Below are 22,589 nucleotides of genomic sequence, written 5' to 3'. Positions count from 1 at the left end.
ATTCCTAATTATCGTTAATGCCTAAATCGAAATAAGGTCCCTGAGCCTGTCGAAGGGTTACCCATCTTCCCCTAAGTAGAACTTCGGCTTGATGCGTCCCGGTTCATAGTGGCATAGGCTCAAGACCTCGCCTTGCATGTTCGCGGCAAACACATTTCCCTCAGGGCCTACGCCCTCGACTTTCTCTTTCCATGGGAGCCAGTTTCCCTGGCGGATGGTAGCCACCTGTTCGTCGGTCAGGCGCACCACCGGAAAGTCGAGCACCGCATCGACTGGCAACAGATTCTCACGGGTCAAGTCCTCGCCACGCACGGCACTCTCCACCGCCACGTTGCCGATGCGGTGTCTGCGTATCTGCGATACGCAGGCGTAGGTCCCGAGGGCACGTCCGATATCGCGTCCAAGTGCGCGGATGTAAGTTCCCTTGGAGCATTCGCAAATCAAGTCGAAAGTCGCAAATTCCTTGCCGGAGCAACCCTCGGTCACTTTACCTTCGCCGATTACCTTGAGTTCGCCAATGTGAATCTTGCGGGGATTCAACTCAATGTTACGGCCCCGTTCCATCAGGTCGCTTGCACGAACGCCGTTGATTTTCACGGCGCAGTACTTCGGCGGAATCTGCTCGATGTCGCCCGTAAACTGCGGAAGAACCGCTTCAACGGCTTCGCGAGTAATGCCTTGGATCCTATCGCCTGCGGCTCCAGGATGACAGCAACTATCATCGATTCCAAATTCCGAATTCCGTATTCCGAATTCATCCTGAGCGACGACTTCCCCATCCCACTCGAGGGTGTCGGTCTCGTAACCCAGATGCAGCCTAAAGCTGTAGCACTTGTCCTTTGCCTCTACAAACGGCAAAAGACGCGTGCAGCGGCCCGTGGCCGCAATAATCAAGCCAGACGCGCGCAAGTCAAGCGTACCCGCATGACCTACGCGCTTCGTAGAAAAGACCCTTTTCAGCGGGAAAAGGGCCTTAAAAGAAGTTTCGCCAGCGATCTTGTCCAAAAGAACGAAGCCGGAATTGCTCAACTAGAGATCCCCTTTCTGCTTCAGTTCGGCCAAGATGCTTTCGATATGCATGGCGTGTTCCAGGTTTTCATCCAGAACAAAATTCAGCTCGGGAATCTTCCTAATCTTGAGCGCCTTGCCCAAAACCGTACGGATGTAACCCGCCGAATTCTTGAGGCCAATCAGCGAATCACGCTTTTCCTTGTCGGAACCCATCACCGACACCATCACCTTTGCGTAGCTCAGGTCGTCAGTAATCGTCACACGCGTAATGCTTGCGAGGCTGCTCACACGAGGATCCTTCAAGCCCTTCTGCAAGAGCTTGCCGATTTCCTCGCGGAACTGTTCGTCTAATCTGTCGGTTCTTCTACTCATTTGTTTCAGTGGTTAGTAAACAGTGGTTAGTAAGCAGTGGGTGGTTAACAGGAGAATAAAAATCCTAACCACTAGCCACCAACCACTTATCACTTTTTTACTTAACTTCCTCTTCCGCGGCTTTCTTCGCCTTTTCTTCGGCTTCTTCGCGGGCCACATCCTTCAGGGTACGGGCAACCTTGATTTCCTTGAAGAAAATCAAGCTATCGCCTTCCTTGATGTCTTCGTAACCCTTAAGGCCGATACCGCATTCAAAGCCACGAGCGACAGACTTGACGTCGTCCTTCATGCGCTTCAAGGACTGGACCACGGTCGTACCGAGTTCCACGCCATTGCGGTACACGCGCACATGGCTCGTACGGTCGACTTCGCCGTCGGTAACCATACAGCCTGCGATGAGACCGATCTTCGGAATCTTGAACACCTGGCGGATTTCGGCTTCGCCGGAGAGTTCCTCGCGGAGCGTCGGCTTGAGGAGGCCTTCCACAGCGTTCGTGATATCCTCGATACAGTCGTAAATCACGCGGTAGTTGCGGATTTCGATGCCTTCCTTCTCGGCCATTTCGCGGATAGAGAGCGACGGCATCAAGTGGAAGGAAATAATGATTGCAGAAGCGGTCGTCGCCAAGAGAATATCGGATTCCGTAATGGTACCCACACCCTTGCGGATGATATTGACGCGGACTTCCTTGTTGGTAAGCTTTTCGAGGCTTGCGGCAAGAGCTTCGGCAGAACCACCCACGTCGGCCTTGACGATAAGGTTGAGTTCGGAGAGCTTGCCTTCCTTCTTTTCGTTGAAGGAATTTTCCAAGGACACGGTCTTACGAGCGCGAAGGTCGCGTTCACGAGCAGCCATACGGCGCTTGGAAGCAATTTCGCGTGCGGTCTTTTCGTCTTCGACCACGATCAGGTCGTCACCGGCCTGCGGAGTACCGTCGAAGCCGAGCACCTGGCACGGAGCAGACGGAGGAGCTTCCTTCATCTGTTCACCGCGTTCGTTAAACATGGCACGTACACGGCCTGCGTAGATACCGCAGACGAACGGGTCACCCACATGGAGCGTACCGTTCTGCACGAGGATCGTCGCCATGGAACCCTTACCCACGTCGAGCTTGGATTCGACCACGGCACCGCGTGCGTGTGCGTCGGGGTTAGCCTTGAGTTCGAGCACTTCGGCTTCGAGCGCCAAGGTTTCCAAAAGATCATTCATGCCCTGACCCGTACGGGCGGACACTTCGATACAGCTCGTAGAACCGCCCCACTGTTCCACTTCCACACCGCGTTCGGCGAGCTGGGCGCGGATCTTGTCGGGGTTGGCCGTCGGAAGGTCTATCTTCGTGATCGCAACGACCATCGGAACCTTTTCGCGCTTGGCAAGTTCGATGGATTCCACCGTCTGCGGCATCACCATGGAGTCGGCTGCCACCACCAGCACGATCACGTCGGTGACCTGGGAACCGCGAGCACGCATGGCGCTGAACGCTTCGTGACCCGGAGTATCGAGGAAGGTCACCTTACCCTGGGAGGTCGTGACTTCGTATGCACCGATGTGCTGCGTAATGCCGCCCGATTCACCGGCAACCACGTGGGTCTTACGGATCCAGTCGAGCAAAGAGGTCTTACCGTGGTCAACGTGGCCCATCACCGTCACCACCGGGTGACGCGGCTTCAGGTTCTCGGAAGATTCCTCTTCCACGCCGAGCACTTCTTCTTCGTATTCTTCCATCAGCTGGGCTTCGTAACCGAATTCGTCGGCCAACAGCTGAATCGTTTCAAAATCGAGACGGGCGTTGATGGTCACCATCATGCCCATTTCCATGCACTTCGCGATCACGCGGGCCGGCATCTGGTCCATAAGACCGGCGAGTTCGCCCACGGTAATAAAGTCGGAAGTCTTGAGGATTTTCTTTTCTTCGCCAGAAGTATTGTCGTTATGCTCCTTGCGATAAACTTTCTTGACAGGCTTCTTGGACAGGTCGGCCATCACGCGGGAAACGTTCTGGCGAACGGCTTCCTGTTGCATTTCCTTCTGCTGGTCCTGACGGTCCTTGCCGTAACCGCGACGGTTCTTGTCATTCTGTCCGTGACGACCGTTCTGCGGCTTTCCGCCCTTGCCAGCCTGGTTCTGGCCGCCAAATCCCTGGCCGCCGCCATTGCTGGCGTTGAAGGCGTCCTGCATCGAACTGCCGGTAAAGCCACCGGTGCGGCCTGTATAGGTACGGCCACCGTTATTGCCGCCATTACCGCCGTTTCCACCGCGGTTGTCGTTACGGCGGCCGCCATTGCGGTTGTCGCCATTGTTCGAGAGACGGCCAAAAGTACCTGTATAGCCCTGCTGGTTACCAGAACCATTGCGGTGACCACCGCGACCGGCCTGGGCCTGCTGCTGGGACTTCTTGATACGGGCGAGAATCGCTTCGTCGGGTTTGAACACCTGGGCCTTCATCGGAGGCTGCTTGAGTTCCATACCGGGCGTAACCATCGTGGGCTTTGCCGGGGCCGGAGCGGCGGGCTTCGGAGCAGGTGCCGCGGGAGCGACCGGAGCGGCGGGCTTCACCTCGGCCTTGGGGGCCGGAGACGCAGCAACGGATGCCGCGGGGGCTGCAGGAGCAGCGGCCGGAGCGGCAGGCTTCGGAGCTTCGACTGGAGCGGGCTTTGCAGCCGCAGGAGCGGTAGCAGGTTTCGCCGGTTTCTTACCCTTGATGAGTTTGACCTTCAACTTGCCTTCGCCAGCCGAAGCAGACTCTTTCTTCTTATCAGAAGCATTGGAAGTTTCGGCGGAAGACGCCTTCTTCAGGTTCTTGTTGCGGGCTTCGGCTTTCTGGCGTTCGCTTTCGGCGGCAGCTTCGATTTTCTCGTAGTCCGCGGCATCCACCTTGGACATGTGAGTACGGACCGTCACGCCCGCATCGCGAAGCAGCTTCATCACGACATCGACCTTGATGCCATGGGATTCAGCCCAATCTACTGGTTTAATTTGATCTTCATTAGCCATGAATAGCTTCCAATGTTCCTTTTTTTAAAATTAGCGAGCAGCCTTGCGATTCTGGTTCAGATCGGCCACAGACGGAGACGTAATCTTTGCCTTGGTCTCGTCGTCCTTTTCGGACCATTCCTTTTCACCGAACACGTCCAGGTTACGCTGCACGAGTTCCGCAGCGAGTTTCACGTTCTGGCCGTTCTTGCCGATAGCGAGGGCGAGGTTTTCATCGCTGATGATCACCACAGTGCGACGGGTTTCAGGCACGTGGATCTGCTTGATGACGTTGGCGGGAGTCAAGGCGCGCTGGATGAACACATCCAGGTCCGGATTCCACTGCACGATGTCGATACGTTCGTTGCCGAGTTCGCGCACAATCGTCTGCACGCGGGCACCCTTCATGCCGACGCAGGCGCCAACCGGGTCAATCTTTTCGTCACGGGAGTACACGGCAATCTTGGCGCGGAATCCCGGTTCGCGGGCAACGCCCTTGATTTCGACCGTACCTTCGTAAATTTCGGGAACTTCCTGACGGAAGAGTTCCTTGAGGAAGTCGCCGTTTGCACGGGACAGAATCACCTGGGCGCCGTTCTTGGAGGATTCTTCCACGCGGGCGATCACGGCCTTGATGGAGTTACCCTGTTCCCAACGTTCGCGCTTGATCTGTTCGCGGAACGGAATCATCGCTTCGGTCTGCTTGCCGAGTTTCACGATGATGTTACTTTGTTCAAAGCGAAGCACTTCGCCGCTCACCATGGAGCCGATACGGCTGCGGTAGGTGTCCATGATCTTCTGGCGTTCGGCATCGCGAATCTGCTGGTTCAGCAGCTGCTTTGCAGTCTGGATAGCCTGACGACCGAAGGCGGAAATAGGAATTTCCATTTCGAGGAAGTCACCGGCCTGAGCATCTTCGTTGAAGTCGCGGGCTTCTTCTACCAGCATGTAACCCTGGTCGAGCTTTTCGACTTCGGCAGCGGTCATGTTCGGGTCGTAGTCCGGATAGTCATCCACCACGGCCACGCGCAGGTAGACGTGCACCTCGTTGGTTTCCATGTCGAAATCCACATCGATCTTCTTTTCGATGTGCAGGTACTTGCGGGCCGCCGTCACGAGCGCTTCCTTCAGCGCGTTCAGCACGACAGAATCATCCATATCCTTGGCTTCGACGACACCTTTCAGCACTTCGAGCAGGTTAACCTTCGGTTCTTTCTTACTAATAGCCATTTTAGACCTCAATTATATTTGTACATCCACTTTTGCCACGAGCACTTCGCTACGAGGCACGACCACGTCACCTGCATTGCCTTTCAGGGTGAGCGTCAAATTCTCTTCGTCCGCAGCCTTCAGTTTGCCCGTCACCGGCTTACCGGTACTGCGGGTCACCCGGACAAATCGTCCGATGTTGCGGGTAAAATCGGCAACCGACTTCAAGGGGCGGTCCAACCCCGGCGACGACACTTCGAGCGTGTAGGCACCCTCGATGATATCCGGATCGGCATCCAGCGCATCGGACAAGTGACGACTCACGTTCGTGCAATCGTCAATCGAAACCCCTTCGGGCTTGTCTATGTAAAGGCGCAGAGTCTTCCTTTTGCCTGCGCGGAACATATCCTGTTCCACCAATGTAACGCCGGCGGCCTCGCAGGCCTGGGCGATGAGTGTATCCAACTTCTGGGCTACCAAATAGACCTCGTATAACAAACGGCGTTCGCAGACGGGTCCGAAATCGGCTCGTTCAAGCCCAAATCGCACCCACGAACGTCAGTACAAGTCCAAATAGAGAATTTTTTTCGCACTCGGGCAACCGCCATTGCGCAAAACGGGCTCTTTTTTTAACTTTGCAGGAAAAACGGAATAACGATATGCTCGGACGCATCAACAAACTGGAAACTTTCGGCTCCGTGGACGGCCCCGGAGTGCGCTTCGTCGTGTTCACGCAGGGCTGCCCCATGCGCTGCCTTTTCTGCCACAATCCCGAAACCTGGGACATCAAAGGCGAAGATGCTTTCGACATTTCCGCCGAAGACCTCCTGAAAAAGGCGCTGCGCTACCAGAGCTACTGGGGTAAAGACGGCGGCATCACCGTAAGCGGCGGCGAACCCCTGATGCAGATGGATTTCCTCATCGAGTTTTTCGAAGCGGCTAAAGCGGCAGGCGTACACACCTGCATTGACACGTCGGGCGTAAACTTTGTTCGTAATGAACCTTACTTCGGCAAGTTCGAACGGCTCATGAAGTCCACCGACCTGTTGCTCGTCGACCTCAAGATTATCGACCCCGCAGAGCACAAGAAACTGACGGGCCACCCCATCGATCACAACCTGGACATGTTCCGTTACCTCGACGAAATCGGCAAGCCCATCTGGATTCGCCACGTACTCGTGCCCGGCATCAGCGACAACGACGAGTACCTGGAACGCACCCGTGAATTTATCCAAAGTCTGCACAATGTCCAAAAGGTCGAAGTGCTCCCCTACCATTCGCTCGCACTTGCCAAGTACCAGGAACTCGGTATCGACTACGCCCTGAAAGACACCAAGTCCCCGAGCCCCGAGCGCATTGCCCACGCCAAAAGGATCCTGGAAGGTTAATCGCCAAATTTAGGCGCTTTACGCTATTCATCATCCGTTTCACATATACATGCTTTAACAGAACCTTTCACTTGGCGCATTTTAGAGTTCCATTCAACCAATGCTAATATGCCTCCGGGTACGATTGTTCCTTGGCTATAGCGCTGTCCAGGTCAGCAAGGGGGAATTTCAGCACACCGCTCCAGTTTGCCAAGTACAGGGTATCCCCAACCACTTCCATGTCATAGGTTTCCTGTGTCGACAGGCATCTCAGATTCTCGCAAAAATTGCCCTTTACGAACCGCCAACCCTTTTCTTCATTTCCGTATGGCGAACCGTAATCCCCCATATAAACAGCAGGCCAAAGCAGGTCATCTCCAGCAACAAAAAGATGCTCCCCATCGGATGCTAACGCATATCTTCTAAAGGGGGTGTTATGGAATGTTCTGTGACCTCTGTATGGATCTGCAAAGGGATCGTTGGGGTCGATGGATTCATCGTAGGTTTCAACCACACTATCCACAGGATTCCAGCGGTCAAGGGCTTCGTCATATTCAAGGACATTGGTCGAAAATTTTTCTCCAATCACATACAACTTCTGCTTATGCACCACAATGTCCATTGCAATATCACTTGTATCATAAGATGGAACCCAAGTCGCCCAATCTGGATACGGAATTCGTGCAAGTCTTTTCCAAATTCCGTCAAAGCGCCATACCCCGCGATCACCGCTAATGGCATACAATTTACCATTCAGTTCCACCCCCTTGTGGAATTGAAAGGGATATTCCTTGGACGAATCGTAATCGTATGTGATATCTACCCAGCCCGTATCCGTCTGCATTTTCATAAACAGCTTTATCGTTTCTGGGCGAATATCGGCCCTGTCATCGTAACCCGCAAAACAGACTACCGGAAAACCTTTATAGACAGCAATTCCATAGACATTGTAGAATCCTGTTGATGCAAATTCCAATTTATAAATTTCATCCCATAACCGTCTACTAAAATCATACTTTAAGACTTTGCCGCTTAATTGCGTTCCCGCATAAAGTCCCGTAGAATCTCCGTAGATATACCGAATCCATTCGGAACTGGAAAGGGTATCCCATTGGGTGGAGCCGATTTTAGACGCATATATCCTAGGAGTCGCAGTAACCTTTCCCGGCGAGGTGTATGCATTGCTTGAATAATAATCATCCATCAATACAATCCATTCACCAACATGATATATTTCCCTCAATCCTCCAAACATTTTCGAGGCATCCGGGACAGGCTTGAAATCGTCCCACCGCCAGCCATAAAGCCTTTCTTCCTTTTTTTCAACCGGTCCCGTAGAGGTATGGTCCGTACAGCCCCAAAGGACGAACGCAACAAGAATCGCAACAATCAATTTCATGCTAGGACCTCCACACATATTGCATTTCCAAAAGACTCGGTGCATCATAGGATTGACATTCGCTAACCGAGGGAATTTTTCCATAAATAACATTTCCATCCGAATCAATCAAGGCTATACCGCAAACCGTCTTATCGAACACGTTCCAATCTTTCAGGTCGTTATGCCAATATAAAAAAATTCAGCAACAAAATCCTACATCGTAATAGACATAAATATTTTTCATAAATTAAAAGGGGTGTCCTCAATTACCATTTCACCCTTATTTTTCAAGATTCTCATTATACCCGAAGAGACCGGGCAATTTTTTTATATACAAAAAGAAGAATGCCTCGTGGCATTCTCCTTTTTTAAAGTTGTGTTTTTCGACTGATATTACTCAATCAGTGCAAGCTTCGGGAAGACGCCGATCACGACGAGCGCAAGGGCGGCAACCGTCACGCCGAAGCGGAGCAGGTACACATACACGGAATTGTCCTTGCAGCAGCACTTGCACTGACATTCAGCCTTGGGCGGCATGAAGAGCACAAAGGCAATGCGCAGGTAGAATACCGCCGCCACGAGCGAAAGACCGAAAGCAATCGCTGCAATGATTCCGAGTCCACCGGCAAGGGCGTCCGTGAAGAGCGAGAACTTGGCGAGGAAACCGGCAACGGGCGGCATGCCCGCAAGGCTTGCCAAGCAGACCGACGTCGCGAGCGCCACGTAGGAGTGCTTGCGGCCGCGACCGCGGATATCGTCGAGGGTTTCTTTCTTGTCTTCCTTACCGGCGAGGTAAGCGATACCCGTCAAGGCACCCGCGCTACCGATCGCGTAAGTGATCAGGAAGTAATACATTGCACCGAGCTGCACCGTACCTTCGGCTGCATAATCCGGAAGCAACAGACCAATCACGATAAAGCCCGCATTCATCACGGCGGAGTAAGCCATGATTCGGCGGATGGACTTCTGGGCGAGACCGCCGAAAGCGCCAATCGCCATCGAAAGCACCGACACCACCACGATCACGTAGAACAGGCTCTTGTTTTCGCTATGAATCGTCACCTGTTCGGCCAAGTTCCATGCCGGAGCAGAACCGATGCGCGTGACCATGGAGCCAAGCCAAAGGGTTCCGAGAGCAGCAAGTGCGCCGACCTTGACGACTGCGGCCATGAAGCCCGTCACCGCGACAGAAGCACCCGTATAGACGTCTGCCACCCAGAAATGAACCGGAGCGGCACCCGCCTTAAACAGGAGCGCAAACAGGGCGAGGAAAATGCCCATGCCGTAAATCATGCCACGGCCAGCGATGACAGAGGCGAAAATATGCGTCGAACCGGTAGCACCGTAAACGAGCGCGACACCGTACAGGAAAATCGTGCTGAACACCGCTCCCGAAACGAAGTACTTGAAAGCACCTTCGTTCGCATTGATGTCCTTGCGACGGAGACCCACCAGGGCATAAATCGGGAAACTCGCGAGTTCCATGCCCAGGTAAAGGGCGAGGAAATCAATCGCCTGTGTCATGAGCAAGGCGCCGCTTGTCGCCAGCAGCAACAGACCATAAGCTTCGCCACCCTTGAACTTTTCGTGACCGAGAGTCCACTGGAGACCGGCTACGCCGAGGAAGGCACACAGGACAATCGCGATACCGAGCACGCGACGGATCGGGTCCATGGCGTACAGGTTCATGAAGGTGTCGTTCGTCGTGAGGTAATAGGCACCGGCACCGAGCACGACAAAGAGGCTTGCCACCCACGGAAGCACCTTGTGCTTGTTGTCGTCCTTGATGAACGGTTCTGCGGCAAGCGTCACGAGGGCACCGACCGCGACCAGAATTACGGGCAAGAGATTCACGATATTACTCATTTTCAGAAGCCTCCTCGTTTGCTGTGGCCTCGTTTTGTTCAGGAGCCTCGGCAACTTCGCTTTCGCTCATCGCCTTGAGCTGGGCAATCAGCGAAGCGCGTTCTTCGTCGCTAAAGCCGTTCGCCTTCAAGTTGGAATCGAGCTGCTGCAAGTCCTCTTCGGTCATGGGCTGCGCCACGGCAGCGACATTTTCGTCAGCAGTCGCATCATCCGTCACGTCGGCAGAGGCTTCGACCGTCGAAGATTCCACCGGAGCCGTTTCCGGGTGCGAAACCTTATTCATCTCCTGCACGGCGTTTTCGTCAAAGAGCTGGAGAGCATTGGTAATGAAGGCCGGGTGCATACCGAACACCAGGAGCAGCACACCCATGATACCGATCGAAGAACCTTCGAGAGCGGTCATGCGCTTGCCATCTTCGTACTGGCGGGCGGGCGTACCGAAAATCACCTTCTGCACAAAGCGGAGCATATAGGCGGCAGAGAGAATCAGGCAGAGACCTGCCGCAAGTGCCGGAAGCGGACCCATATCCCACAGGGACATGAGCACCGTAAATTCACCAACGAATCCGGCTGTTCCCGGAACCGCAAGAGAAAGCACCGCCACAAAGCCGAACAGCGAACCGAACACCGGGTTGCGCTTGGCAAGACCACCGAGTTGCTCGATATCGCGAGTACCCGCAAAGCGTTCAGCAATACCCATCAGGTAGAACTGGGCACCGGCGCTGAGACCGTGAGCCACCAGGAGCACGAGCACTGCAGGGAGCATCGATTCGGAAAGGCTGAACACGCCCGTCACCGCAAGGCCCAAATGGCCCATGGAGCTATAGGCCAGGAGCTTCTTGCCGTCCGTCGCACGGAACGCAAGCATGGCACCATAAACAGCCGTCAAGAGGCCAAGCCACATCATGGAATCGACCCATTCCATCGAGAGCGGGAAAATCGGGAGAATCCAGGCGATAAAGCCGAACACGCCCGCCTTACTCATGGCACCCGTAAGGATTGCCGAAAGCGGAGCCGGAGCCTCGGCGTAAGTAATCGCCTGCCAGCCGTGGAACGGGAAAATCGGGGTCTTCACCATAAAGGCGAGCAGGAAGCAAGCGAGAAGCGTCGACTGCACTGCAGGATCCAGATTCTGGAGAGCGACCGCAAGAGAAAGCACCAGGGAATTGTCCGCCACCGTCACGAGGTACCAGAGGGCAACCATCATCGGGGCAGAACCCACCAGGGTGTAAATCGCGAACGTCATCGCAGCCTTCGTGCGTTCCTTTCCGCCATAAGCGGCAATCAGGATCGCGGCAGGAATCACCATGGCTTCAAAGAAGAAGAAGAACAGCACCGCATCGGCAGCGAGGAAGGTACCGTTCATCGCGCCCATCAAGGCAAAGATGCCGATGGCGAAATTGCGGTAGTTCGTGTCGAGCGTGTTGCGAGCCGTCATCAATGCCACCAGAGAAAGCGACGTCGACAGAAGCACCATCCAGGCGCCCAGTCCGTGGCTATACAGGTAGTAATAGACAGAGCCCTTCGCGCCAGGAATGTGGAACCATTCGATAGCCTCGGTCGCCTGGTTGCCACTCGCAATCAGGGCAATCGACAGCGCCACGAAGGCATAACCGAAAAGGAACGCAAGTCTAGAAGAAGACTTCGGGTCTTCCTTGGAAGTCGCAGCCATCAGGACAGCGGCGACAAACGGTGCTAAGACAAGGAGATGCAAAAGCATTAGAACAAACCTCCAGTCAGAAGAACAACAGCAGTGAGCGCAACGAGACCCACCAGGCTAAGCGTAAGCTGCACACGCACCTTGCGAGCCTGGAAAGAGCTGACTCCGTCGCCCACGATTTCGGTAATGGCGCCAATCGTCCATTGAATCGCCTGCAGGACCTTATCGACGAAGACATCGGCCACGAAGGCAGCCGCCTTGAACATCACGATAAAGATGGAATGGATGTAGTCAAAGAAGAACGTCCAGTCGGCCTTGAAGCCTTCGGGGGCGCTCCCCCACTTGGCGTGCAAGCGCGGCAGACGCTTGGTTCCATAAATTGCATAAGCGATGAACATACCGAGAAGAGCCGCCGCCGTGCCGAAGCAGGCAAAGGCCATCGGGTTCACGTGGGCAACAGCGAGCTTGCCCACCACAAAGTCCTGGGCGACACCCACCACCGGGGCGAGCGTCCCTTCGAAGAACTTGATACCGAGCGAATCGGCCCACAGGTAACCGGCAAACACGGCACCGACAGCGAGAATCACCATCGGGAAAAGCATGCAGGCCGGAGCTTCGTGAATGTGGGCTTCCTTTTCCTTGGGACCGCGGTATTCACCGAAGAAGGTCATGATAATCAGGCGACCCATGTAGACCGCCGTGATAACAGCCGTCAAGAGGCCAACGCCGTAGAAGAACTCACCGAACGGGGCGTTCGTGTAGAGGCGTTCCAGAATCAGGTCCTTGGACCAGAAACCGGCAAAGCCCGGGAAGCCGATAATGGCGAGGAACGCAAAGATCATTACGCAAGCGGTAACAGGAGTCTTCTTGATGAGGCCACCCATGCGGCGCATATCCTGTTCGCCAGCGAGCGCGTGAATCACGGCACCAGCACCGAGGAAGAGGGCCGCCTTGAAGAAGGCGTGGGTGAACACATGGAAAATCGAGGCGTCATAAGCAGAGGCGCCCGCCGCCATGAACATATAACCGAGCTGGGAAATCGTGGAGTAGGCCAGAACCTTCTTGATGTCGTTCTGGAAGAGGCCAGCGACAGCCGCCCAGAAGGCAGTGAGCATACCGACAATCAGGACAATCACCAGGACTTCCGGAATCACCGAGAACATGCGGCTAAGACGAGCAAGCAGGTAGACACCGGAGGTCACCATGGTTGCAGCGTGGATAAGCGCAGACACGGGAGTCGGACCCGCCATGGCATCCGGGAGCCAGGTCAGGAGAGGAATCTGGGCAGACTTACCGGTGCAACCCACGAAGAACAGAAGACCCGCAATCGCGATAATCGGAGTCGCCAGTTCCACGTGTCCGCCAGCAATCAGCATTTCGATGAACTTGTTCAGAGCATCGTAGTTGAGAATGGCGGAGCCACCGAGAGTGGCGAGGCAGAGCATACCGAGCAAAAAGCCGATATCGCCCACGCGGTTCACGATGAAGGCCTTGTTGGCGGCCTTGCAGTTGTTAAGATCGTGGTTCCAGAAACCGATCAGCAGGTAAGAGCAGAGGCCCACGCCTTCCCAACCGAGGAAGGTGAGCAGCAGACTGTCGGAAAGCACCAGCACAATCATGCTGAACAGGAACAGGTTGATGTAGGCGAAGAATCGGGCAAAGCCGCGGTCGCCGTGCATATAACCGATTGAGTAGAGCGCGATGAGAGAACCGATACCCGTCACGAACAGAAGCATCACGCGGGAAAGGCCGTCGAACAGGAATCCGATATCGACCTTGAGCATAGGGATGTCGATCCAGTTGCAGAGCGTCTGGCGGATGCCTTCTTCGGGCATGCCGAAGGCGAGCAACACGACACTCACGAACGAAAGCGCCGGGAACAACACCGAGAGGGCGCCCACGAAACCTTCGGAAGGACCCTTCTTGCTACCCGACGAGACAACGGCTACGGTACCGAGCAGAATCGTTCCCAGAAGCGGGAAAAGAGGAATAATCCAAAGCGGTAAATTTGTCATTGCTTACCCCTTCATATTGGAATAGTTGTCGGAATCGACACTTTCACGGTTGCGGAAAATGAGGATCACGAGTGCAAGGCCCACGCACGCTTCGGCAGCGGCCACGGCAATCGAGAACAGCGGAACGATCTGGCCCGCGACACTTTCGGCCGCAGGGAGAGTCTTCGCGAAACCCACAAACGAGAGGTTCACGGCGTTCAGCGCAAGTTCAATGCCCATCAGCACAAAGAACACGTTACGGCGGGCAAGAGCCGTCGCAAGGCCAATGGCAAAAAGCAACAGGGCGAGCATCTGGATGAAAATCGGTTGAAGTTCCATTACTTTTCCTCCTTTTCTTCGGCGATAGCTTCTTCAGAAGCGGCCTCGACAGAGGCGTCAGAACCCAGGCGCTTTTTAGCCATGAGAACAGCCGCACCCATCGAAGAGAGCAGCAACAGGCCAAGCACCTCGAAAAGCACGAAGTAGCCGGGGCCCGTCTGCGTCGTATCAAACAGGTTCGAAGAGGTCATCTCGACAGAGCCGCGAAGCGTAGTAGCGTCGAAGCCGAGCGGAGTAATCACGAGGGTAAAGCCAATAAGGCCTGCCAAGCCAAGCACACCGATGATTACGAAGATCGAGGTGCCGTCGAACATGGGAGTCCTATTGTCCTTGGCCGCGTTCAAGACCGAAATCACGAACACGAGGAGCATCATGATGGCACCTGCGTAGACCATGATCTGAACAACACCGATAAAGGGGCTACCCAGCAGGCCATAAATACCGGCGAGCGAAAGCATCGTGAGGACGAGAGAAAGACCACCGTAAAGCGGATGCTTCGAGAGGAACACGCAGCAGGCGGCCCCCACGGCAATCACGGCGAGAATGATAAAGTATATCAGGGCGAGCATTAGTTCTTAACCTCCATTCCCCAGACCTTGCGGGCCTCGGCATTCAGTTTTCCGCCCGGAGCCTTCTGGCTCTGCGCGTCATCGGGGTAATCCTTCGGATCCCAGCTGGTGAGAGTCTTCAGGTTCGCCACGAATTCGTCGCGGGTGCGGTGTTCAAAAATGATTTCCTTGGTATCCATGCGGAGCGCATCGACCGGGCAGGCTTCAACGCAGAGACCGCAGAACACGCAGGTCAGGTGGTCGATATCGAAGCGCTTCACCTTCTTTTCGATACGCGGGTCGTCACTCGCGGTCGCTTCGATATAAATGCAGTGGGCAGGGCAAGCCGCAGCGCACATGCCGCAGGCAACGCAACGGGGCGTTCCATCGGGGCGCAGCATCAGGCGGTGCTTTGCACGGTAAGTGCTACGGACTTCGGGCTGACCTTCCGGATAAGAAATCGTCGGCAGCTCTTCGTAGCGGAAAAGACCGCGGGCGGCGTGCTTGAGCGTCGTCCACAAGCCGCGAATCGCCTCGAAAATGTAGAGGCGTTCCACCCAGTTCATGGGCCTCTGTCTAATAACGCGAGCCATTAGTTACCTCCCATCAGCTTCGCGACCACGGCGGTCACGACGAGGTTCAAGATAGCGATGTTCAAGATGATCTTCCAGCCAAGATGCATCACGTGGTCGTAGCGGAAGCGCGGGAGCGTCCAGCGGACCCAAATCCACACCCAGCAGAAGAACACGCTCTTCACCAGGAGCACGAGCAGGTGGATGAGAGCCGTACCGAGGGCAGCGCCCAGAGTGTTCACGGCGACACCATTAACCACGGTAACCTGCGGGTTGTAAAGCACCCAGGATGCGACACCGGCGCAGACCAGCACGAAAGCGGCAATCCAACCGATCCCCTTGTAAAGCTTGTATTCCTGCAAGATTTCCATCTTGTTGGACTGTGCCGAAGCACGGAGCTTGCGGGAGTAGCGGTAGATCATGTGGAGAAACGCGAGAGCGAAGAAAGCGAGCACCCAGCAGAGGATAGCGAGCGAGCCACCCATGTGAGCCTGGATGGTTTCGGTCGTCACGAACGGGACCGAGTAACCGCCCAAGAAGAGGGTTGCCACCAGAAGGCTGCTGATGCAAATGTGAGAGTATTCACCCATGTAGAACAGGCCGAACTGCATGGCACCATATTCTGTATGGTAACCGGCAACAAGTTCGGGTTCACCTTCGGCAACGTCGAACGGAGCTCGGCCCGTTTCGGCAATCGTCGCAATCAAGAAGCAGAAGAAAGCCACCGGTTGGGCGACAATGCCCCACACGTGGTGTTCCTGCCAGCTCACGATATCGGTGAGGCTGAAAGAACCAGCGAGCACCAGGAGGCCCATCATCGAAAGGCCCTGGCAGACTTCGTAGCTGATCGTCATCGCGGTCGTACGCAGAGAACCGAGGTAGCTGTACTTGGAACGGGAGCTCAAGCCAGCGAGAACGGCACCGTAGGCGGAAAGCGAACTGAAACCGAACAGGAGCAAGATGCCCACTTCGGAATCCACGATCGGGCCCGCGATGCGCACCACCTGGCCACCCCAGTCAAAAACCATCGGGCCAAACCAGGGAATCACGCACGGAGAAAGGAACACGATGGCAAACGGGATTGCCGGAGCCACGTAGTAAAGGAATTTCTTTGCACCCTTCGGAGCAAACATTTCCTTGAAGAACAACTTGGTACCGTCGCACATGTTCTGCACATAGCCGAACAAGCGGACCTTACCGAAATACGGAACCTTGATGTAGGAGCGGTTCGGGCCCTGACGGTCCTGCATGAAACCTGCACCACGGCGTTCCATAGGAATCAACAACAGGATGTAGAGCACAGGCACGAAGCAGAAGCCAAACTTCGCAATCGTGATGAGCCATTCCACCCAGGTTTTGGATTCGATGATATCCATTAGGCGTTACCTCCTTCGAGCAACTTGCCTGTACTCTTGATGGTATCGTAAGAAAGTCCTGCAAGTACGGCCGCATATTCGCCCGCCTTCTTGAAGGCGTCGAATGCGGATTCGAACTTGTTCCCGGCGAGTTCCGAAAGCACGTCGTAGGCGGCGCGGATCTTTTCGTCGGGGCATACCGGGCAAGCGTTCAACTTCTGCAAAATGTTCAGGCTATTCACCATAGTACCCTGGACTTCGCTCCAGTGGCGAATGCCGAAAGCGAGCGACGCCTTTTGGGCGGTAGCATCGTTGAACGGAGTGAACGCGATACGGGTCGGAATCTTCTCGAGGGTAGCCACAGCGGCACCACCTTCACCAAAGATGTCGTTATTCACGGTGACAAGCACCTTGAATTCAGAAGCACGCTTCGTAAGGTCTTCGAGGTTGTTGTCAGGAATGCCAAGCAGCTTGAATGCGGCACGGTTTGCAAGCGGGTCGCCACTCATGGCAATGCCGTCGGGGGCGCCGACCTTCTTGAAGGTCCCGCCGAAAAGTTCGGCGGAGTCGCCCAAGGATTCCTTGAGCATGCGAACCGCAGCAAGATCTTCGACGGTGCAATAGCCACCGGCAACGAGGGCGACCTTGCCCCCGACCTTCTTGACTTCGGCGAGCGCTTCCTGAATCACGTGGAAGCCCATCGCCGGCAAGCGGTTCTTGTCGAAGTTCTGGAACGCGAGGCGGCTCGTGTTAGAAAGCCAGCTGCGGTTCACTTCAGGGTTGCAACGCGGCATCACACGGTAAATGTGACCGTCGGCGTAATCGAGCCAAATGTTTGCGCCGAGAGAATCGTCCATCGAAACCGTCGGCGTGTGGCTGAGCAGCCAAACGCGCTTCTGGAAGCGGAAGTACTTCGCGGTCATGGCGCCCACCGGGCAAACGTCGGTCACGCACAAGTCGTATTCGTGATCGAGCTTTTCACCCGGGAACGTGGTAATGTAGGTATGGTCGGCGCGGCCGGCGAGCTGCAGCTGTTCGGAACCGGCAATGGTACGCATAAAGCGCACGCAACGGTCGCACTGCACGCAGCGTTCTTCGTCGAGCAACACGCGGGGGCCCAAGTCCACGTGCTTACCGCCACGGAGCTGACCCTTCGCATCAATGAACTGGTGTGCGGGATTGCCGTGGTAGTTCTTGCCGTATTCGGGGCGCATGCGGGATTCGTTCTGGCCCGCTTCCATGTAGTTTTCCTGCAGGGTGCATTCACCGGCCTTGTCGCAAATCGGGCAATCGAGCGGGTGGTTCACCAGCATGAATTCCTGGGTGGCCTTGCGGGCGTTCTTCACGCGCGCACTGGATGCCGGCGTGTAGATTTTCATACCCGGCATCACCGGCGTGTAGCAGGCAATCACGAGCATACGACCTCGCGGGCCTTCTTGCTCCACCAGGCACTGGCGGCAGTTACCGGACACCGGCAAATACGGGTGGTAACAGACGTGAGGAGTTTCAATCCCGACAGCCTTCAAAGCTTCGAGCAGGTTTGTATCGCCAGGAACCATCACGGCCTTGTCGTCCACGAAGATTTCCACCTTCGGGCTATTCTCGGTCGGGAGTTTCGGCATGTTGTAGAAGTTACTCATATTATTACCAGAAAATTCCAGGACGATAGTTTTCCTGAACACGCGGCTTGGCGTGGTCGGGGTTCTTTGCGATCAATTCATCGAAGTCGGCGCGGAACTTCGCCGTATAGCTGCCCACCGGGCCACCGAGCGAAATGGAAAGCGGACAAATCGTCACGCCGCCAAATCCACCACTCAGGCTCTGCATGAGTTCCACATCGCCGTCGTGGCCCTTGCCTTCCACAATCTGGTTCAGAATGCGGTGCAGAAGACCCGTACCTTCGCGGCACGGAGTGCACTGGCCGCAAGATTCGTGGCTGTAGAAGTTGCCGAGCACGTTCAGGAGTTCAGCCATGTTGTGCGTATCGTTAATCACGATCATGGCACCCGAACCGAACATCGTCTTCATGGAGGCGAGGCATTCGTAGTCCATCGTAGCTACAGCGCATTCGCCCGCGTTCAACGGAGCGCAAGAGGAACCACCCGGAAGTACCGCCTTCAGGTTTCCGCCCACGACGCCACCGGCGTATTCGTTAATCATCGTCATCATCGGAGTGCCGAGCGGAGCTTCGTACACGCCCGGATTCTTCACGTCGCCCGAGATGCAGAACACCTTGGTACCGCCGGCACGGGGTGTACCCATCTTGGCGTATTCTTCGGGTTCATGCTGGAAAATCCACGGGAGAGACATAATGGTTTCGACGTTGTTCACGCAAGTCGGGCTCTTCCATGCACCGCTCACCGCCGGGAAAGGCGGCTTCAGGCGGGGCTGTCCCTTCTGGCCTTCGAGCGAGTTGATAAGAGCAGTTTCTTCACCGCAAATGTAGGCGCCAGCGCCACGGTGAACAAAGATATCGAAACTGAACTTGGTGCCGCAAATGTTTTCGCCGAGGTAACCGGCGGCGTATGCCTGGTTCAAAGCCTTGTTCAGGCTTTCGATGCAGGGCAAGAATTCGCCACGGCAGTAGATGTAGGCAGCGCGGCTACCGAGAGCCCAGGCTGCAATAATCAGGCCTTCGATCAAGCGGTGCGGATCTTCCATCATCAGGAAGTGATCCTTAAAGGTACCGCCTTCGCCTTCGTCAGCGTTCACCACAATGTACACAGGCTTGCCGGAATTGCGCGGAACAAAGCTCCACTTCATGCCGGTCGGGAAGCCTGCACCGCCACGGCCACGCAGGCCGGAACGCTGCACGTAGTCAATCACTTCGAACTGGCTCATGTTGAACAAGCGATCCGAAATGTTCGCGTAGCCGCCCAGCTTCTTGTAGACTTCAATGTCCTGGGCGCCCTTGCCAAAATTTCCTGTACAAACTTTTACTACTTCAGCCATAATTACTTAGCCTCCTCTACGGGCGCGGGCTTCTGGGTAGTCACCGCTTCCTTGGAAGGTTTTGCCGTACGTTCACCGGAAGTTGCAATCATGCGATACACATCGCCTGCCTTGCCGCTTGCATCTACAAAGGCCTTGTCCTTCACGCCGGGCTCGCCCACGGCGACCCAGTCATTGCCGTTCTTCTTTTCGACGACAATCTTCGTGAATTCGGGAGCGCCCTTCCAGGTGAGGGTGGCGCCGTTTTCGTCGGCTTCGGCCTTCACGTTAAGCACCGGAGAAGGCGGAGCGTAGTCAGCGACCTGCGGCTTGGCCGTAGCACCCGGAGCACCCGGGTGGCCACCGTGGCCCTTCACCACACCGCCGAGCACATCATGCTTCGGCACGTTGTTCGCGTGAGCCTTGCACCAGTCGATAATGCGGTCGATGCTAGCTTCGGTCAGAGTCGTACCGCGCTTCATCTTGAGTTCACCGTCGACCACGTCGGTGGCGAAGTCATCGTTCACCAGCATCATCGGGCCGTTACCGCAGCTGCCCAGGCATTCCACCTGGAGCACGGTAAACATGCCATCGGGAGTGGTTTCGCCACTCTTGACGCCGAGCTTGTTTTCGACATACTTGATGAGCGGCTGGGCACCCTTGATGGCGCAGCTGATGTTGCGGCAGAACTGCAACAGGAACTTGCCCTTGGGAGCGTGGTTGTACATGGTATAGAAAGTGGCAACGCCGAGAGCATGAGCCGGAGCGCAACAGCAAACGTTTGCCGCCCAGCGAATACCTTCGGTCGGAACCCAACCGAACACGCCCTGCACCAGCCAAAGGACTTCAAGGAGAGCGCCCTGGCCCACCGGGTAGCGGCTGAGCAAGTCGGCGCAACGTTCCTTGATTTCGGGAGTGTCAAGCTTTGCGAGCACTTCCTTCGGAGCGGGCTGCGGAACAGGCTTGTTCACGTAGCCAAAAGTCTGACCCGGATCCGGGAGAGCGGGAATCGCTTCGCTCGGACCGTCGAACTTCAAATGGTTATTCGATACAAACTGAACTGCACCTTGAATATGTTGTGTCATCGGTCAAGTTCTCCAGCAATCATGTTGAGGCCAGGCAGAGTTGCCATGGAGTCGGCAAGGGTCAGGCCTTCGACCAGTTCGTTAAATGCGGACACATGGGCAAACGACGGGGAACGCACCTTGATGCGGTACGGGTGGCCGGAACCATCGCTCACGATGGTAAAGCCAAGTTCGCCGTTTGCGCATTCGCTTGCGCAGTAGTATTCGCCTTCAGGCACGCGCACACCTTCGTACACACTCTTGAAGCGGCCGATAAGGGCTTCCATGTCCTGGTAGGCAAGCTTGTGCGCGGGCACGCGGATGCGTGGGTCGACGATGTCGACCGGGCCCGGTTGCAGGCGCTTCAGGGCCTGGCGCACAATCTTCACAGATTCTTCAATTTCGGCAAGGCGCACCTGCAGGCGGTCGTTGGCGTCGCCCTGGGTACCCACCACGACTTCCCAGTCGTAGGTTTCGTAGTCGTAGTAAGGTTCGTCCTTGCGGAGGTCGCTTTCGACACCCGTCGCACGGAGACACGGACCAGTCCAGCCGTAGCTGATAGCGCGTTCGGCAGAAATCTTGCCGACGCCCACGGTACGGTCGAGGAAGATACGGTTACGGTCCAAGCAGGCGTGCAGGTCCTTGAGGGCCTTTTCCACCGACTTGCAAGCTGCGAGCACATCGTCTTCGAAACCGTCGTAGCTGTCGCGGTAGAGGCCACCGATACGGGCAAAGCTGTTCGTGAGGCGTGCGCCCGTGAGCTTTTCCCAAATCAGCATGATTTCTTCACGCGGGTTGAAAGCGTACATGAACGGAGTCGTACCGCCCAAGTCCTGGAAAGCAGCTGCCACACAAATAAAGTGGTCGTTGATACGGGAGAGTTCGTTCACAATCACGCGGAGCACCTTGGTGCGTTCCGGGATTTCGATACCGTACATATTTTCGACAGCGCGGCAGAATGCAATGTTGTTCATCATTGCAGAGCAGTAGTTCAAGCGGTCGGTGTACGGGATCACCTGCTGCCAGGTGCCGCGTTCGACCATCTTTTCGAAGCCGCGGTGCATAAAGCCGATTTCATGGACACCGGCCACGATGGTTTCGCCATCGAGGGCAGCCAGCAGGCGCACGCAGTGGTGAGTCGCCGGATGCGTCGGGCCCACGTTCAGGGCCATCAGGTTCATCTTTTCGCCATTCGGGTCAAGTACGATCATTCTCTGATACTCCCTTCAAGATATTCTTCTTCGACAGGCATGATTTCCTTGGAGCGCTGGATTACCTTGTAGCCCTTGTCTTCCAGGCGCTTTTCCAGTTCCGGAATCAGGAAGTCGGTCGTCGAGAGCCACTGGCGCTTCTGGGCAGGGTAATCCTTGCGGAGCGGATGGCCCACAAATTCAACATGGTTCAAAATGCGACGCAGGTCCGGGTGGCCTTCGAACACGATACCGAACTGGTCGTAGACTTCACGTTCGAGCCAGTTGGCGCTTGCATACAAATCAGTAATCGTCGTCACCTTCAGGTCGGCTTCGCTGACCAGCACCTTAAGACGAACGCGGCGGCCCGGATTCTTCATGCTCTTAAAAGCGTAGCTCACGGCAAAACGCGGACCTTCATGGTTCGGATAAGTCAGGTAGTCGATACCGGCAAGGTCGAGGAGCATGTCGAACTGCATCGACGGATCGTTCTTCAGGAATTCAACCGCATTGTGCAGGTATTCCTTCGGGACCACCACGCAGGCGTCCCACTTGGCCGCATCGTCCTTCTTGCCACCAAACTTGGAGGTGAGGACAGAAACGACCGTTTCTGCAAAAGTCATTTCATTGGCTTCCATCATTACTCCTTCCAGAACTGGGCCTTCTTCACAAGTTCCTGCTCTTTTTCAGTCACGAATTCCTTGAGTTCAGCAGTCTTTTCACGAGCGAATTCGCGGGCTTCCGCCTTCGCCTGTT

19 protein-coding genes are annotated in these 22,589 nt (G+C 55.5%); 1 reads left to right on the top strand and 18 read right to left on the bottom strand.

Annotated features, from left to right (window positions below; translation table 11 throughout):
• Positions 1-57: 57 nt before the first annotated feature.
• The 5 genes from BUA93_RS00840 to rimP all read right to left on the bottom strand — a co-directional run bounded on the left by BUA93_RS00840 (position 58) and on the right by rimP (position 6,046).
• Positions 58-1,029 (bottom strand): tRNA pseudouridine synthase B, encoded by a 972-nt coding sequence (locus tag BUA93_RS00840; protein WP_072976602.1) that lies wholly within the window; start codon positions 1,027-1,029, stop codon positions 58-60.
• Positions 1,030-1,383, bottom strand: coding sequence for a 30S ribosome-binding factor RbfA (gene rbfA / locus BUA93_RS00835; protein ID WP_072976600.1), 354 nt, complete (start codon positions 1,381-1,383; stop codon positions 1,030-1,032).
• A gap of 97 nt (positions 1,384-1,480) precedes the next feature.
• On the bottom strand, positions 1,481-4,378 hold the full coding sequence (gene infB, locus BUA93_RS00830) for a translation initiation factor IF-2 (RefSeq protein WP_072976598.1): 2,898 nt from the start codon (positions 4,376-4,378) through the stop codon (positions 1,481-1,483).
• 30 nt (positions 4,379-4,408) lie between these two features.
• The gene (nusA, locus tag BUA93_RS00825) at positions 4,409-5,587 is read right to left on the bottom strand and encodes a transcription termination factor NusA (RefSeq protein WP_072976596.1); all 1,179 of its coding nucleotides are present in this window, start codon (positions 5,585-5,587) and stop codon (positions 4,409-4,411) included.
• 12 nt (positions 5,588-5,599) lie between these two features.
• Entirely contained in the window at positions 5,600-6,046 is a 447-nt protein-coding gene (gene rimP, locus BUA93_RS00820) for a ribosome maturation factor RimP (protein ID WP_072977219.1), read from the bottom strand.
• Positions 6,047-6,225: 179 nt separating this feature from the next.
• On the opposite strand from rimP, the gene pflA reads away from it, so the two are divergent.
• A complete protein-coding gene (gene pflA, locus BUA93_RS00815; protein ID WP_083597063.1) occupies positions 6,226-6,954 on the top strand; it encodes a pyruvate formate-lyase-activating protein in 729 nt (242 codons plus the stop codon).
• 103 nt (positions 6,955-7,057) lie between these two features.
• Here pflA and BUA93_RS00810 read toward each other — a convergent pair whose 3' ends face one another.
• The 13 genes from BUA93_RS00810 to BUA93_RS00750 all read right to left on the bottom strand — a co-directional run bounded on the left by BUA93_RS00810 (position 7,058) and on the right by BUA93_RS00750 (position 22,474).
• Positions 7,058-8,332: a Kelch repeat-containing protein gene (locus BUA93_RS00810; protein WP_139257637.1), complete on the bottom strand. Its 1,275-nt coding sequence runs from the start codon at positions 8,330-8,332 to the stop codon at positions 7,058-7,060.
• A gap of 375 nt (positions 8,333-8,707) precedes the next feature.
• Positions 8,708-10,180 carry an NADH-quinone oxidoreductase subunit N gene (locus tag BUA93_RS00805; protein WP_072976591.1) on the bottom strand — a complete coding sequence of 491 codons (1,473 nt, stop codon included), beginning with the start codon at positions 10,178-10,180 and terminating at the stop codon, positions 8,708-8,710.
• Positions 10,173-11,900, bottom strand: a complete 1,728-nt coding sequence (locus BUA93_RS00800) for a complex I subunit 4 family protein (RefSeq protein ID WP_083597062.1) — start codon at positions 11,898-11,900, stop codon at positions 10,173-10,175. Before BUA93_RS00800 ends, BUA93_RS00805 begins: the two co-directional genes overlap by 8 nt.
• Positions 11,900-13,855 carry an NADH-quinone oxidoreductase subunit L gene (gene nuoL / locus BUA93_RS00795; protein ID WP_072976589.1) on the bottom strand — a complete coding sequence of 652 codons (1,956 nt, stop codon included), beginning with the start codon at positions 13,853-13,855 and terminating at the stop codon, positions 11,900-11,902. The genes BUA93_RS00800 and nuoL overlap by 1 nt, the downstream gene beginning before the upstream one ends.
• A gap of 3 nt (positions 13,856-13,858) precedes the next feature.
• Complete coding sequence (nuoK, locus tag BUA93_RS00790; RefSeq protein WP_072976587.1) at positions 13,859-14,173, bottom strand: NADH-quinone oxidoreductase subunit NuoK; 315 nt, start codon at positions 14,171-14,173, stop codon at positions 13,859-13,861.
• Positions 14,173-14,742, bottom strand: coding sequence for an NADH-quinone oxidoreductase subunit J family protein (locus tag BUA93_RS00785; protein WP_072976585.1), 570 nt, complete (start codon positions 14,740-14,742; stop codon positions 14,173-14,175). Before BUA93_RS00785 ends, nuoK begins: the two co-directional genes overlap by 1 nt.
• A complete protein-coding gene (locus tag BUA93_RS00780; RefSeq protein WP_254793787.1) occupies positions 14,742-15,314 on the bottom strand; it encodes a NuoI/complex I 23 kDa subunit family protein in 573 nt (190 codons plus the stop codon). Before BUA93_RS00780 ends, BUA93_RS00785 begins: the two co-directional genes overlap by 1 nt.
• On the bottom strand, positions 15,314-16,669 hold the full coding sequence (locus BUA93_RS00775) for a complex I subunit 1/NuoH family protein (RefSeq protein WP_072976583.1): 1,356 nt from the start codon (positions 16,667-16,669) through the stop codon (positions 15,314-15,316). The genes BUA93_RS00780 and BUA93_RS00775 overlap by 1 nt, the downstream gene beginning before the upstream one ends.
• On the bottom strand, positions 16,669-18,288 hold the full coding sequence (locus BUA93_RS00770; protein ID WP_072976581.1) for an NADH-quinone oxidoreductase subunit G: 1,620 nt from the start codon (positions 18,286-18,288) through the stop codon (positions 16,669-16,671). The genes BUA93_RS00775 and BUA93_RS00770 overlap by 1 nt, the downstream gene beginning before the upstream one ends.
• 4 nt (positions 18,289-18,292) lie before the next feature.
• Complete coding sequence (gene nuoF / locus BUA93_RS00765) at positions 18,293-19,600, bottom strand: NADH-quinone oxidoreductase subunit NuoF (protein WP_072976579.1); 1,308 nt, start codon at positions 19,598-19,600, stop codon at positions 18,293-18,295.
• Positions 19,601-19,602: 2 nt separating this feature from the next.
• On the bottom strand, positions 19,603-20,664 hold the full coding sequence (locus tag BUA93_RS00760; protein ID WP_072976577.1) for an NADH-quinone oxidoreductase subunit NuoE family protein: 1,062 nt from the start codon (positions 20,662-20,664) through the stop codon (positions 19,603-19,605).
• Positions 20,661-21,854: an NADH-quinone oxidoreductase subunit D gene (locus BUA93_RS00755; RefSeq protein WP_072976575.1), complete on the bottom strand. Its 1,194-nt coding sequence runs from the start codon at positions 21,852-21,854 to the stop codon at positions 20,661-20,663. The genes BUA93_RS00760 and BUA93_RS00755 overlap by 4 nt, the downstream gene beginning before the upstream one ends.
• A complete protein-coding gene (locus BUA93_RS00750) occupies positions 21,851-22,474 on the bottom strand; it encodes an NADH-quinone oxidoreductase subunit C (protein ID WP_254793786.1) in 624 nt (207 codons plus the stop codon). The genes BUA93_RS00755 and BUA93_RS00750 overlap by 4 nt, the downstream gene beginning before the upstream one ends.
• Positions 22,475-22,589 lie beyond the last annotated feature (115 nt).

The sequence above is a fragment of the Fibrobacter sp. UWH4 genome (genome assembly GCF_900142475.1).
Lineage (GTDB): Bacteria > Fibrobacterota > Fibrobacteria > Fibrobacterales > Fibrobacteraceae > Fibrobacter.
Note: the sequence above shows the minus strand (reverse complement) of the source record. Positions and strands in the feature narration are given on the sequence as shown.

Excerpts from the sequence above, each read along its gene's own strand:
- rbfA (WP_072976600.1), bottom strand. The coding sequence starts at position 1,383 with ATGAGTAGAAGAACCGACAGATTAGACGAACAGTTCCGCGAGGAAATC.
- infB (WP_072976598.1), bottom strand. The coding sequence starts at position 4,378 with ATGGCTAATGAAGATCAAATTAAACCAGTAGATTGGGCTGAATCCCAT.
- nusA (WP_072976596.1), bottom strand. The coding sequence starts at position 5,587 with ATGGCTATTAGTAAGAAAGAACCGAAGGTTAACCTGCTCGAAGTGCTG.
- pflA (WP_083597063.1), top strand. The coding sequence starts at position 6,226 with ATGCTCGGACGCATCAACAAACTGGAAACTTTCGGCTCCGTGGACGGC.
- BUA93_RS00810 (WP_139257637.1), bottom strand. The coding sequence starts at position 8,332 with ATGAAATTGATTGTTGCGATTCTTGTTGCGTTCGTCCTTTGGGGCTGT.
- BUA93_RS00805 (WP_072976591.1), bottom strand. The coding sequence starts at position 10,180 with ATGAGTAATATCGTGAATCTCTTGCCCGTAATTCTGGTCGCGGTCGGT.
- BUA93_RS00800 (WP_083597062.1), bottom strand. The coding sequence starts at position 11,900 with ATGCTTTTGCATCTCCTTGTCTTAGCACCGTTTGTCGCCGCTGTCCTG.
- nuoL (WP_072976589.1), bottom strand. The coding sequence starts at position 13,855 with ATGACAAATTTACCGCTTTGGATTATTCCTCTTTTCCCGCTTCTGGGA.
- nuoK (WP_072976587.1), bottom strand. The coding sequence starts at position 14,173 with ATGGAACTTCAACCGATTTTCATCCAGATGCTCGCCCTGTTGCTTTTT.
- BUA93_RS00785 (WP_072976585.1), bottom strand. The coding sequence starts at position 14,742 with ATGCTCGCCCTGATATACTTTATCATTCTCGCCGTGATTGCCGTGGGG.
- BUA93_RS00780 (WP_254793787.1), bottom strand. The coding sequence starts at position 15,314 with ATGGCTCGCGTTATTAGACAGAGGCCCATGAACTGGGTGGAACGCCTC.
- BUA93_RS00775 (WP_072976583.1), bottom strand. The coding sequence starts at position 16,669 with ATGGATATCATCGAATCCAAAACCTGGGTGGAATGGCTCATCACGATT.
- BUA93_RS00770 (WP_072976581.1), bottom strand. The coding sequence starts at position 18,288 with ATGAGTAACTTCTACAACATGCCGAAACTCCCGACCGAGAATAGCCCG.
- nuoF (WP_072976579.1), bottom strand. The coding sequence starts at position 19,600 with ATGGCTGAAGTAGTAAAAGTTTGTACAGGAAATTTTGGCAAGGGCGCC.
- BUA93_RS00760 (WP_072976577.1), bottom strand. The coding sequence starts at position 20,664 with ATGACACAACATATTCAAGGTGCAGTTCAGTTTGTATCGAATAACCAT.
- BUA93_RS00755 (WP_072976575.1), bottom strand. The coding sequence starts at position 21,854 with ATGATCGTACTTGACCCGAATGGCGAAAAGATGAACCTGATGGCCCTG.
- BUA93_RS00750 (WP_254793786.1), bottom strand. The coding sequence starts at position 22,474 with ATGATGGAAGCCAATGAAATGACTTTTGCAGAAACGGTCGTTTCTGTC.